This is a genomic window from Acidobacteriota bacterium (assembly GCA_040754075.1).
In the GTDB taxonomy this organism is placed as follows: domain Bacteria; phylum Acidobacteriota; class Blastocatellia; order UBA7656; family UBA7656; genus JBFMDH01.
Genome location: JBFMDH010000002.1, coordinates 349618 through 363410, shown reverse-complemented (window position 1 = coordinate 363410; position 13793 = coordinate 349618). Strand labels below are relative to the sequence as shown.

Below are 13793 nucleotides of genomic sequence, written 5' to 3'. Positions count from 1 at the left end.
ACTGAATTTATATTTATAATTTGCGCCCTGACAAAAGCTTCTAGATTTTAAGGCTCCCCTTAACAGGTTACAATACAAATTTTTAGCGTCACTCAGCGGGGTTAAAGCGATACATTTCGTTAATCTTTTCAATGCCTTCACGAATCAATTTTTCATTTTCCATTTTAATAAACGAGTTCGTTTGATTGTGTGTGCCCGCCGGGTCGTGTTCCAAATCGTAAAAGTAATCGGCGTAATTCACCGCATCGCTGATATAGAGCGACCGACCGTTGTTGCTCAAAATGCCATAGACCGCGCCATAGCTCGAACTAATCAAATACCAGGGCTGTAAGTAAGCCGACTGTTCCTCTTCGCTTTCGGTAAACAACGGTCTGCCGAACATCGGATGATTCATCAAGTTCCGATGTCCGAACAGGTAATACAGACTCGGGGTGATGTCTGTTGAAAAAGCCAGGGTTTGCGTATTCCAAACCAGCCCTTTTTGTAAATGCGGCGGCAGATGAATGATGAGCGGAATGCGAATAATTTCGGGATAAATCGTATAGGCATGTCCCCAGCGTCCATTTTCGCCGAGCGAATCGCCGTGGTCTGAGGTAAACACAATCACGCTGTTGTCATACATCTCTTTACGTTTGAGAAACTCCACAAATTCGCCGAAACATCTGTCGATTTTTTTAACCCGTGAAGCATACGGCGCATAAAATCCTGTGTAATCTCCGGCTTCGACAATGGATTGCCCTTGCCGGTTAATCACCGAAACATGAATATTTTGCGGCTGGGTATAAACGAAAAGCGGATTGGCGGTGTCGGCTCGCGCTTCGATTTTGGTTTGCAAACTTTTTAAACAGCCACATAGTTCATATTCTCTGCCGCTCTCTTCATCATTCAACTCTTCGATATACGGCTCAGGTTTGACGACTACGGAAAGAATCGTATCCATGCTGATATAGGCTTGATAGCCTTCCGACTCAATCAATTTCTGTAAAGTATTCATCGGATGAAACGGCGTGACATATTGTTTATGCACACTCATTCCGCCAACCCAGATTGACGGTTCCGAAAGCCCTGTCGCGCCGTAATGCGTAAAAGCGTTTTCCATCACGATGCTCTCTCTGGCAAAGGCATCAAGCGACGGCGTGAAATTCACTTTCGCATTGTAGGCGGATAGATAATCCTGTCTCAGACTGTCAATGGTGAAGATAAAGATATTCGGCTTTTTATGTTTCGTCGCCTGCAAATCCGAAACCAGTTTTATATCCACCGGGTCAACTCTGGTGGCTTGCGGGATGTTGGTATTTTTTTGCAGAAACCGAAAGAATGAACCGTCATCGCGCACCGGGGTAAGGATTTCGTTGATCAGGCGAAACGAAATGTCCTGACCGGCATAGCGTTCAAGGGTTGAGCGCACATCGAGATTGGCGTTTTTCGTCAGCGCCGGTAGTTGCGTCTGCGCCCGGTTCAAGCCTTTATAAAATCCCAGACTGAGTGCGGCAACCACCAGTAAAACGTAGGTCAAATCGCGTTTATTGTATGACCGCCTGGTGACTGCGTAAAAGAACGCGAATATCACCACCCACATCAGGTTGACAGTGAGTTTTTGCGCGAGAAAATTCCAGTCAAATAACGCAACTTGAACAGCAAGCAAATAGGCGACAACCATGAGCGTAACGACCCAGATGGCGCGAGCGATGGGTGAATGAATGCGTCCAAGAGTAAATGGCAGCAAAGCGAATGCAAGCCCGCTACGCACTTCGCCGGCTTCGGGTTTGTACAAGCGTAAACTGAGGCTGGCAATGAAGCCGACGATAGTGAAACTCGCAACGTAAGAATAAAGGCTGGCGAGCAAACCATAAAACGAGATACCGGCAAGCGCGACGGTTCTCAGTGAATACGCCATCATCAACATGCCGAGCAAATTGCACATCAAAAATTCGGTCTTGGCAGGCTTTTCGGATAATCGGGCGATGGCGCGAATGAAATTGAATGCCACAAACAGCGCGGTAAACAGCAACAGGTGCGAGACCAGACTCCAACTTGCGGCAATCATCAGTTCGTTTTTTGTCAAACCGCCGGATTGTTGCCCCTGCCGGATAGTGAAAATCGTTGTATAGAGCAGCGCGACAAAAAGCGCAGTGCAGACGGTCGCAAAAAAGATACGCCGGTCTTCGCTAAAATCGGTTTTCGTCCATTCAACTTTTTCAATGTGGGTTTTCCAATCAATCAGGATGAGCAATAAAACCGGAATTAACGCAAGGATGCTGAAAACGAAACTCGCAAAGTTGTTTTGAATATTGGCAAGCGCCGGATGAAGGCTGAGCGCGACACCCGTCAATACGAGAAAGCCCAAAAGCAAGCGCGTCAGGTTACGGGTTTTCTCGGCACGCAAGGCTTCGCGAAGTCCTAGGAAAATAACCACCACGACTGCCCAGAAAATAAGCGGATGAAATTTAACGAAAGCCGTAAGCGTGGCAAGGTGATTGAATTTTAAAAATTGAAAGTAGGCAAACGGAATATAGGCGAGCAGGCAATAAACCGAGGTCAACACAAAAAAGCCGAGAAAAAGCAGGCGTGAACCATAACTGATAGCTTTTTGTATGAACACCCCTAGCCTCCCAGCAATCGCTTGCGTTTGCTTTCAATATCAGGATTATCGGGGGCAAGTTCCAGAACCTTATCGTAATAAGCCACGGCATCCTCGCGGTTGCCTTCGCTTTCGGCAATCCCCGCCAGCACGATGTAAAAATCGGTGTAGCGGGGTGAAAGCTCGACGCCGCGTTCAAGAAACATTTTCGCTTCACCGGCGCGACCTTCGGCTCTCAGCAATACCCCCATCGCCAATAATCCATCAACATTGTCGGGATATTCTTCATAGACTTTGGTGATGATCGCGCGCGCTTGCGCCAGGTTGCCAAGGCGTATATGGATGCGCGTAAGACCGATGCGCAAATCCGGGTAAATCGGATATATTTCCACGCCTTTTTCATAAAGTTCTTGGGCTTTTTCAAGCTGCCCGAGCCGTTCATAGGAAAGCGCCAGGAAGAAAATCGAGTAAGTGTTACGCGGGTCTAACTCATAGCATTTTTTACAAGCCTCAAACATTTCAGGAATCCGGTTGAGGGCGCGGTAAGCTTCGCCAAATTGCGGGCAGGCATCCAGGGGAGTCGGTGAATAGAGCATATAGCGTTCCCAGGCGTCAGCTTCTTCTTTGAAATTGCCCAGGTAATGATGAATGGTTGCCAGTTGTTCCAGATAGATATGATTTTGCGGAAAGGCTTTATTCAATCGCTCAGTGAGTTCCAGCGCTTCCTGATATTTTTTTTCATGAAGTTGGAAACGGCTCTCGTCAAAAATTTCATGCGCCTGTTCGGCATTCAAAATCGCTGAATCTTTGCCAGTCATGAGCGGCGCGACATAAATCGCCCAGTAAAACAGCAATAAAACCGCAAGCGGCGCGATAATTCTGAGAGGTTTCGATTCCATTAACGCCCGGTGAATTTCCGAAAAGGATGATTAAAGTTGCGGGGCGATTTTGCAGACAGACAGGCTCAGCCAGTATAGGCGAGGCAGGTAGGCGATTCAATACTTAATCATTAAGCGATTCCAAATTGGAACCGTACAGCATCCAGTGATAGGTAGGACATTGACCACAGGCAAAATATTATTCAAATCCGTATCGCTGATAATTAAAACAGGGCGTGTCTTCCCTTGCTCCGAACCAACAACAGGGTCAAGGTTAGCAAGCCAAACGCTCCATTGCGAAACCTTCATAAATCTTCTCCAAGGTTATCGGCATATTTGAAATCTTCCATCACAGTATTTAAATCAGCCAGAAATAGTGGATCATTAACAGCCTCTTGCATCTGCGAAACTTTTTTACTCTGGTTAGATGACGCGGACTTAAAAAGTACAATAACTTCTGCCTCTTCATCGACAAGTACATAATCGGGAAGGCGAATTTTGATTTGTTTGTCAGCAGGGATTCTAACTTTATGTTTGATGGCTTCCATTTTGATTCCTTTCCGCAAAAAATATGCACAGATTAAAATGAATCTGTGCATATAAATTTTTCTATCAGTTAGCTTGAACCTTACTTGTTTTTATTGCCATTGCCGGAACCGTTTTCAAAATTCATCTGGTTTTTGAAAAGGTTCAACAATAACAATGTTCCAAGGTTGCTGCCGCTATCGCCCGTTCCGCCCGATGCCATTACATCCGGGGTGATGCGAACGCCTTTTTCACCGATGACTTTCAAAGTCTCAATCAAGGCAATGCCTTGCGGTCCGATGGCATTCACCTGTTCGGCATACGCCACACCCTGCGCTTCGCCCATCAAGCGAACTTTTTCGGCTTCGGCTTTACCGGTTGAAAGAATGTAGTGCGCTTCACCGTCGGCTTCGGCTTTGCGTTGTTCGGAACGTTTGCTGGCGATTTCCACACCAACTGTCGCCTCCATCAAATTCTTTTGATTGTCGGCGTGGGCTTTGGTTTTTTCCAACTGAATGCGTTTCTCTTCGGCTTCGCGCTGAGCGTTGTACATGGTCTGTCGCTGTTCTGCGAGAATTTTTTCGGTCTGCGTTTTCATCAACTCTTCCGGCAGACGTATGTGACAGATCAAAACATTCACTACATCAACATGATATTTGAGCAAATGGGTTCGCACACGGGCTTCGGCGCGTTCCTGTTCTTCGTGACGGTTTTGCAGGTAAGCCATCGCCGAGCTTTCCGACGCCTGATTGCGGAAAATCGAGTCAATCAACGGATGCATGACGTTTTGAATCAAGCGGTCAATCGAACCGATTTTCGCCACCATAAACGGCGCGTCTTCGGGTTTGACGCGAAACACCACGCGAACTTCAAGTTGCATGGTGAAACCGTCTTTCGAGATGACTTCAAAGGGGTCGAAAGAACTGGCGATTTCGCCCGCTGTCCATTCCACAGTCTGGTTCGTCGTGGGAATGATAATCGGCGATACGGCAAGCGTGTTGACATAGTAACGACCCGGGCCGACGACGGTTTCCTGAATACCGCGATAACCTTCGGGCACAACGTAGGCTTCGTGCGCGCCTTCATCAAGGCGTTGATCGGCAGGGTCGCCTTTCATCAACTCTTCTTTGATCTCTTCAACGGTTCGCGCCGCGTCCCCATCTAATTTGTCGAGATGGGCAGCCGCTTTATCAATCTGCTCCTGCTCTTCGCGTTCCAATCGTTCGCGGACTTTTTCAGCCATCCGACGACGCACTTCATCCGAGGGGTCTTTGCCAACGTTTGAAACAATCACCGCGACTTCGCCGGGTTTCACCTCTCCGGCTTTTTCGGGAATCACTTTGAAAAGCAACGGATTGATGTAATAAGTACCCGGAAGAAGGATGTCTTTTTGTGGTCCGCGTTGACCGCCGCGCCGAATGAATTCATTACCGTCATTAAAATTGTCGTGACCTTCGACGGGCGTGGCAACATAATCGCGCGGGTCAAGCGGTGCGCCGTCCAGGGCTTCAACCAAACCGACCTGATTCTCATTGATAATCGTCGCATCATACAACCGCACCGAAAGCAATCCGGGTTTGCGTTCCTGTCCGCCGCCGAGCGGGATTGATTCTGTCAGAATGCGATAGGTTCCGGGCGTGAGGATTTCAACCTGTGGCCCTTTTTGACCACCCGAAGCGATGAACTGTTCGGCATCCTGGAAATTACGGTGCCCGTCAATGGCTTTGGCGCAAAGCCGTCCGGCATCAAGCGGTGCCCCGTCTGCGGCGTAAACCACGCCGACCTTGCCTTGCGGAATCACCGTCATTTTGTTGAGCGACACACGGAATAGGTAAGGGTGAATCGGCCACAATCCCGGCGGCAGAGTGCGAAGTTGTATGCCTTTTACGCCGCCTTGTTTAATAAAGGCGATGGGGTCCTGGAAATTGTTATGAGCGTTTTGCGCGCGGTCGGGCGCAAAGATTCTGCCGGGCGGCATCGGTTCGCCGTCAATCGCTTCAACGACGCCGATTTCGTCGGGGCCAATTTCTATCAACGGGAATTTCTGCACTACTCGTTCAAAAGGCCATTTGATTAAATGCAGTCCGGGTTTTAAAACATCGGCTTGAATACCGACTTCGCCTTCGGTAGCGATGACGCGACCCGGCGGCATTTTCGCGCCGAAATAGCGACGTTCTTTAACGGCGATTTCACGCGCCCCGACGTTGACGAAGAATCGTCGCAGGATAAACACCAGAAACAGAAAAGCGATAAATCCTAAAATCGCCAGTGGCACATAAGCAGCAAAATCAAAGTTTCTCATAAGCATCCTTTTCGTCTCCGCAATCTCACAAAACGGATTGCGGCATTTTCAATCCGGGTTGACTGAGGTTACATCAGGTCAACTGATTGCGAAGTTCACCGAGGCGGGTTTTTAAACCAAACCCATCGCCTGAACGTTTCGCAGTTGACGAGAGCAACCAATACTCGCTCTGCATCAGAGTGAGCAATTTTTTTGCAGATAATTTCGGCAGCAATCCTTTTTTCCAAAAATCTACCGCGAGTTCAATACTTTTTCCGAAAACTGCCGCATCATCGGCAAGCGCGGCAATGTGTAACATCTGCGTCAAGTTTTTTGTGTTTGGTGAATTTTTAAACTGTTCCATTACGATTTCAGCAAGCCGTTGAGAGGCGCGAAGTTCACGGCTTTTTGAAATGTGGCTGACGAGCGCCTCTAATTTTTCCTGACTCGCAAAAATTTGTTCGATGAGAGTATCTAAAATTTCCTGATAACGATTGGCATTGCCGCGCGCTTCATCAAGCGCGCTTAAATCAAATTGCGCGGCGCGGCGCGTGAGGTCTTCGCGTTTTTGATTGTCAAGATATTCGCGCTCTTGTTGTTGAATCTCTTTGGCGGTTTGATTGTCGAATAAACCTTTGAACATGGCGGCTGAATTATATGCCTGTCGGTTTCGGAAGACTAAGAGTTATTTACTAAAAAAACATCAGCAGTAAATTGCCGATGCCGGTAAACGCCTGTGCGATGATTTCACACATTTCATTTCACCTCCGTTTTCATCGCCGCTTCAGGCGTGAAGCCTTAGTGAAACCTGACTGGAAATTTTGCGAGCAGAAAAATGGAAAAGTTGAGGAAGCGATCTTTGACCGCGTCGTTGGGCTTGTTTAACCTCAGTAAATCGTTTTGCAACCCGCTCTAAAGAGATAATTTTCAATAAAAGGTTGTGCGGATGACCGGTTGAAAAAGCGATTTCTGATGCGCGCAGACTGCATCAATCGGGCAACTGGCGCAATCGGGTTCGCTCATTTCGGGACAGCGGTGACGATTATCGAAAAAGAATTTATCCAGTGCGCCCATCGAACAGCCGCTCACTTGTTGCAATTCATTCATCGCGCGATAAACCGCTTCGCGAATCGCCCACTCTTCAGCGGGCAGTAAGACTTCGCGTCGTTCAAGACGCTCGCGTAAATCACGGTCAACGACTTTCACCAATCCAATGCGCAAACAACTTCGTTGAATGTGATAATCAACAATCGGCGGCACCAGTTCATCGCCTGACTCACGCAAAAACTTTTCCGGTCGTTGTTGCAAAATAATCGCCAGCAATGCCGATTTTTTTCTTAACGGGTCTTCTTTGTAACCGCCAAGGTAATCGAGAAAAGCGAGAAACGTTTGCAAAGGTTTGTTGCTCGCGTTGGCGCGTTCAATAATTTCAGCGGGCGTGAGTCCCAAGGTTTGCAAATCGCGCCCGTAAGTTTGCGCCAGTTTCAACCGTTCATCAAAAACCGACAGCGGATTGCTCGCGTCATCGGCACGATAGAAGGTTTCAAGCGTTGCGGCATCAAGCGCGGCATGTCCTGCGGGTGAAAGCAAATCAGCCTGCTCGTTCATCATCCGGTAATAGGTCGCCCACAGATAATCACTGCCTTTCAGCTTTCGACCATTTATCGAAGCAATCATCGGTTCAAAGTAGCGCCCGTCCTGTTCGCTCCAAAAACCGAATTGCTGCAAGGTCGCTGTGAAAAAATAGTCAAGCGCCTGCGGGCTTCCGACTTCGGGAAAATATTCGCCGACGAAATCATAAGCCGTTACTTCCGAAATCCCGCGAATGAATGATGCAATATTTTTTATCTGCTCCAAGTCAATCTCTACGCGGGCATCCTGCCCAGTCACAGGCGGCGCATTAAATAAAGCATCGGGTCCGATTTTCGTTACCATTTCTGCCGCTGCAACCACGCCATATCGCGCCGCCATTACCGGATGCGCGCCTTCGGCAAGCAGCGCGAGCGTCGTGCCACAAAAAGTATCGCCCGCACCCGTCGGGTCTAATTCATCAACCCAGACGCCCGCAACATCAGTTGCGTATTCGCCTTGAATAACCCGCACACCTTGCGCGCCGCGTGTAATGAAAAGCGTTTTACCGGCTGCAGTTCGCGCCCGGTCGAGCGTGCCGAAAATGCCGCGCGCTTCATCTTCATTGCAGAAGAAAAAATCCACAAGGCTCAGTGACTCGCGCACCGCTTCGAGTTGCTGATTCACCGCTCCTTGATGGGTGCCGCAGGCAATAACGCGACCAAGCGATTTGAAGTGGCGCAAAAATTCTACCTGATGTTGGGTATCAATCATCGGGATGCAGTAGACCAGGCCTTCAGGCAAATCATCCGGCACGTAATCGAGCGACAGATATTTTTCGGCTCGCCACCAGATGTTCAGATATTTGGTTTGTCCGTTGCCGAGGTGCGCGATTTCAAAGGTCGGCAACTCTTCGGGAGGAAACGCGACGCCACGCCAATCCAGGCGCTCATCAGCAAGTTCAAGCTCAGGCGGCACAGGACTGGGACGCGGCGCAATCATGGTCACACGCCGCCCCATGCGATGCGCCGCAAGCGATGTATAAAGCCCTGAGCCTCCGGCTGAACGTTCGGTGCGCCCCGCAAAATGCAGAATATCGAGCGACGCGCCGCCGATGACGATTAATGAGTTATGTAGAAATGATGACGGTTTCATTAGCCAATTATAACAACATTCCCGCCAGCGCAGCCGTGAGCCACGAAGCCATTGCGCCACCAAACATGGCTCTCAGGGCGAAGCGCGCGAAATCTTTTTTGCGACCGGGAACCAACGCGCTCAAGCCGCCGATTTGAATGCCGATGCTTGAAAAATTGGCAAAGCTGCAAATTGCATAGGTGGTTAAAATCATCGAGCGTTCACTGATTGCCCCGGCGCGAATGTAGCCGCCCAATGTCCCGTAAGCGATAAATTCGTTGAGCGAAAGTTGAATGCCGATGAGGTTGCCGACCTGCGCCGCTTCCGACCATTGCACGCCAATTAACCACGCAACCGGGCGCATAATCGTGCCAAACAGGGTTTGCAGCGACCCCGGGAAAATGCCGACGTATTCGCCATTCACCGGCGTGAGTCCACGAACCGCATAGTCGATGTGCTCGCCGCCTAGTAGTCTCCCGTCAATCCAGTAATCGCAAAGGCTGAATAGTGAATCGAGCGCCGCAACCAAAGCGATAAAGCCAATCAACATCGCGCCGACATTCGCGGCTAATTTCAATCCATCGCCGATGCCGTTTGCCAGTGCCTCAAAGACATTCGCGCCCACATGGACTTTGGGAATTTCAACATCGCCTGCGGTTTGCGGATGTTCCTTTTCGGGAAACAGAATTTTCGCGATGACCAGTGCCGCCGGCGCAGACAACACAGACGCCGCAAGGATATGTTGAATCGGAATGCCGAATGCGCCGTACACCCCAAGCGTGCTACCCGCCATGGTCGCAAACCCCGCAAGCATCACCGTCACAACTTCGGAATTGGTCAAGCCGTCCATATACGGGCGAATCAACAGCGGCGCTTCGGTTTGCCCGATGAAAATGTTTGCGGTACAGACCAGGGTTTCCGCGCCGCTCGTGCCGGTCGTCCAGCAAACGAAACGACTGACAGCCGCCAGCACGCTTTGCATAATCCCCAGGTAGTAGAGCAACGCCATCAAGGCGCTGAAAAAAATGATCACCGGCAACACTTTGAAGGCAACCAGAAACCCAAGTCCGGGCCAGTTAGTCTCGGCATTCGGAAAGTAATATTGCGGGTCGGCAAGGTTGCCGAATAAAAACCTTGCGCCGTAATCCGACAGATTCAGAAAGCTGGTGATTTTATCGCCGATGATTTGAAACAACTGGTTGCCGTGAAGGTTCTGTTTTATCAAACTGGCAGTCGCAAAAATGATGAGCAACGCGCTTGCATATTTTTGCGCGTTGGGCAGCAATTTAAATCGCCCGTTAATCAAGAGAATCGGAATGAGCACAAAAAATCCGATGATGAGAAATCGCGTCGGCAATAGCAAAGAAAGCGCCCCGACAAGCAAAGCGCCAACGACGACAAAAATTCGCCATTGCCATTTCTGTTGCTGGTTTTCAGCCGTCCGTTCAAGCAGGTAAACAATCACCAGAAGCGCAAGCAACGTCATCCCGACGAAACTCAACGCATCCTGACGAAAAATGATGATTGCCAGAATCAACAGCAAGGCGATGCCCCAAATGACCGGGCGCAGTTTTACGTCACGCCGATTGAACGAAACCAGCCAGGCGAGGCTGAGAATGATGAAAAACCCAATAAGCGAAATAACGCGCAAGAATGTGGCTCCGAAATTCGTTTTTTTGTGATTGAATTGCAACAGGGAACGCGCGGCGCAATATAACAAAACCCCGAAGCGTCTAACAACCGCAAGACGTTTCGGGGTTTTCAGTTGACCATTTAAATCACAGCAAGCGCAAATTAGAAAGTGAACCTCAGGGCAAGTTGCACTTGTCTGGGGTCGCCAACACCAACGCGCAGGAAGCCGTCGAAGTTGAACAGTCCGGGGGTTGCCAGCGGGTTGATGTTGTTTTTATTGTTAAAGGTGTTGAACATTTCAAAAATCGGAATCAGCGAATAGCGTTCACCCCATTTGAACGGGCGCGTCAATCGCCAATCGAAGGAGAAAAATTCATTGTCTTTGCGAATGCTGTTGCGTCCCAAATCAACGCCGTTTACAACACGCGGGTTCGGCGTAATCGGTTGCGCCGAACGCGCTTGAATACGCCCGTTGAACTGGAATCCTGCGCCGATTTCGGCAAACGCGACAAAGTTAAATTTGTGGCGAATGTCGCGATCCGACAGCGAATAATCTTTCGAGAAATCATTGTGGTCAAAGACGCGGTCGGTGAACGGGTCGCGTTCATTGGAATCATCATCGAGGTCTTTTGACCAGGTGTAATTGGTTTCCATCTGGAACCCGTCGCTGAAGCGTTTTCTGAGTCCGATGGTGAACCCGCGATAAAGCGATTTCGCAGAGCTTGAAGCGACCATGACTTCACCGAGTTCCGGTGAAAAGATTCCCGAAAAATTGGCATTGAAAAAGCGCGTCAGATGTACGCCTTTCGAGTGGGTGAAATCGAGATACAATGCGAGATTTGCAGCCAACTCCTGCTCGAATGCAACATTGGTGGTATAGATGCGCGGGTTGGCATAATCGCGGCTGAAGACGCGAACCCCGCTAAAACAGGGAAAAGGATTCGAGCCGCAGCTTTGCGCCGTCGGTGTCACCAGTCCAGGCCAGGTCGGCGGGGTTGCGCCGCTTGCGATAATCGGGGTGTTGAGAAAGATGGTTTGTTGTTGCACGCCGTTTGTGGTGATTGAGCCGACCTGTGACAACATATTTTGCCGGGCGTTATAAATTCCCCAACTGGCTCGCAAAACCGATTTGGCATTGCCGGAAATATCCCAGGCGAAACCAACACGCGGTTGAAACATCTTCTTCTGGCTCGGCAAGGTGCCGTCCGAGGGAAAGCGCGGGTCGCTCAGGAAAATGCCATAAGCGGTGTCTTGCGGCGCGACCGACATTTGCGGAAAGATTTGGGCTTCCCAGCGCAGTCCGTAATTGAAGGTGAAGTTCGGGCGTATCTGCCATTTATCCTGAGCAAATATCGCATAATCTTCATTGTCGATTTTCGAGGCACCGGCTTCATCGGTTGCCGGTCCTGAACGTCCTGCGCCTTGCAAATAAAGCAGCAGCGGACCGCCGGTTGCCGTGGTGCCTGCCGGACAACTCGCGGGCGCGGTAACATAGGTGCCGTTTGAGCAGGCGACGGTTCGCGGGCCGAATCCACCCGATGCCGCAGGCGATGCGTAGCGCAGGAATCCGGCTACGCTATCGAAAATATAACGACCGGTGAAAAAGCCGCGAAATACCTGGTCATTGAGACTGTGAATCCATTCGCCGCCTACTTTAAAAGTATGCGCCCCGGCAATAACCGAGAAGTTATCTTTGAGCTGGGAGCGCCAGAACACTTCGTCAACGCCGGGTTGCAAAAAGAAGGGATTGCCGAAACGAAACGTCGTTGCAAAACCCATCGCGGTATCCGCAGGAATGTTGGAAGGCGTAGCCGAACGTGGACGGGTTTCACGCGCATAGGTGAAATGCGCTTCGTTCAATGTGGTCGCTGAAATCGAACTGAACAAATTGACGTTGACGACATTGATTTTCGATGGTCCTTCGGTGCCGTTGGCGGAATTGCCATAGGTATCCACGTCGAAAGTCTGGTTGGCATTTCTTGAGCGGTCAAAATTATACGAGAGCGCCAGTTTGTTGGCTGAATTCAAACTGAAATCCAGTTTGCCGAGAATCGCTGAGTTGCGGATTTTATGGCTGACCGGATTGCCCTCTTCCTGTCCGACCGAAGAACGGAAAAAGTTGAGCAACGCCAGACGTTGACAATCCGGGTTGCTGTTGATTAAGGCTTCGTTGTTGCGAACCGTCGGCGCTTGTACGGAGCAAGGGGTTGCGCCAATTTGCACGCTCAAATTGTCGCGATTGAGTTTTTCAAATATTTGCTCGAAGGCAAAAAAGTAAAAAGCGGTGTCTTTGACAATCGGGCCGCCGATGGTGCCGCCGAATTGTTCGCGGTGAAAATCATTGAGCTTTTTGCCATCCGAAGTTTTTGCGGTCAACCCTTCGAGCCGTTGAAAATGAAACAGGCTGCCGCGAATATCATTGGTGCCGGATTTGGTAATGACGTTGATGACGCCGCCCGCCGTGCGTCCGAATTCGGCGCTTGCGCCGGTGGCGACGACTTGAAACTCTTTGACGGCTTCCAGGGTGATGTCAATTGCAGCGCGTTGACCGCCCGCCTGTTCACCAAAAAATCCGTTGTTGTAATCGCCGCCATCAAGACTGACATTGTTGAAAATGCCGCGTTGTCCGGCGAAATTGATTTCATCGCCATCCGGTCCCTGAGTAATGCTGACGCCGGGTGTGAGAGTCAACAGGTCTTCAAATTTTCTGCCTAAGATCGGCGTGGTGTTGACAGCGAGTTCATTGAGGGTGGTACTGGATTCGGTTTTGACCACATCAATGGTCGGCGCAGCGGTAATGATGACCTTCTCTTCGAGTTGCGAAATTTTCATGTTTAAGGTGAGAGAGATCGCTTTACCGACGGTGAGTTCGAGATTCTCTTGCACGAGGGTTGCGAAACCCTGTTTCGAGATGGTGACGCTGTAGCGTCCCGGTTGCAACTGCAAAAACACAAATCGTCCATCCGCATCGGTCGATAAGGTTCGCGAAAAATTGGTATCCGCGTTTTTGACTTCAACTTTCGCATCGGCAACCGATGCGCCTTGCGGGTCTAAAACCGTTCCTTGAATCACCCCTGTGGTGATTTGGGTTTGCGCGAAAACGCTGGCTTGAAATCCCAGCGTAAAGGTCAAAAGAAAAGCAACTATCCATTTTGACTTTTTGAACATCTCCATAGATTGTCCTCCATGCTTT

Annotated in this window: 9 protein-coding genes; all 9 read right to left on the bottom strand. The window is 49.8% G+C overall.

What is annotated here, in order from left to right; translation table 11 throughout:
• Positions 1 to 88: 88 nt before the first annotated feature.
• The 9 genes from AB1757_03535 to AB1757_03495 all read right to left on the bottom strand — a co-directional run bounded on the left by AB1757_03535 (position 89) and on the right by AB1757_03495 (position 13768).
• Entirely contained in the window at positions 89 to 2602 is a 2514-nt protein-coding gene (locus AB1757_03535) for a sulfatase-like hydrolase/transferase (protein MEW6126112.1), read from the bottom strand.
• A 2-nt stretch (positions 2603 to 2604) separates the two neighbouring features.
• The gene (locus tag AB1757_03530) at positions 2605 to 3480 is read right to left on the bottom strand and encodes a tetratricopeptide repeat protein (protein MEW6126111.1); all 876 of its coding nucleotides are present in this window, start codon (positions 3478 to 3480) and stop codon (positions 2605 to 2607) included.
• A 96-nt stretch (positions 3481 to 3576) separates the two neighbouring features.
• Positions 3577 to 3768 (bottom strand): type II toxin-antitoxin system PemK/MazF family toxin, encoded by a 192-nt coding sequence (locus AB1757_03525; protein ID MEW6126110.1) that lies wholly within the window; start codon positions 3766 to 3768, stop codon positions 3577 to 3579.
• Entirely contained in the window at positions 3765 to 4007 is a 243-nt protein-coding gene (locus tag AB1757_03520; GenBank protein ID MEW6126109.1) for a hypothetical protein, read from the bottom strand. The genes AB1757_03525 and AB1757_03520 overlap by 4 nt, the downstream gene beginning before the upstream one ends.
• An 80-nt stretch (positions 4008 to 4087) precedes the next feature.
• Positions 4088 to 6286, bottom strand: a complete 2199-nt coding sequence (locus AB1757_03515) for an SPFH domain-containing protein (protein ID MEW6126108.1) — start codon at positions 6284 to 6286, stop codon at positions 4088 to 4090.
• Positions 6287 to 6359: 73 nt separating this feature from the next.
• Positions 6360 to 6908, bottom strand: a complete 549-nt coding sequence (locus tag AB1757_03510) for a hypothetical protein (protein ID MEW6126107.1) — start codon at positions 6906 to 6908, stop codon at positions 6360 to 6362.
• A gap of 284 nt (positions 6909 to 7192) precedes the next feature.
• On the bottom strand, positions 7193 to 8989 hold the full coding sequence (locus tag AB1757_03505) for a PfkB family carbohydrate kinase (GenBank protein MEW6126106.1): 1797 nt from the start codon (positions 8987 to 8989) through the stop codon (positions 7193 to 7195).
• A 7-nt stretch (positions 8990 to 8996) separates the two neighbouring features.
• Positions 8997 to 10619, bottom strand: a complete 1623-nt coding sequence (locus AB1757_03500; protein MEW6126105.1) for a nucleoside transporter C-terminal domain-containing protein — start codon at positions 10617 to 10619, stop codon at positions 8997 to 8999.
• Positions 10620 to 10762: 143 nt separating this feature from the next.
• A complete protein-coding gene (locus AB1757_03495; GenBank protein ID MEW6126104.1) occupies positions 10763 to 13768 on the bottom strand; it encodes a TonB-dependent receptor in 3006 nt (1001 codons plus the stop codon).
• Between the last annotated feature and the right edge of the window lie 25 nt (positions 13769 to 13793).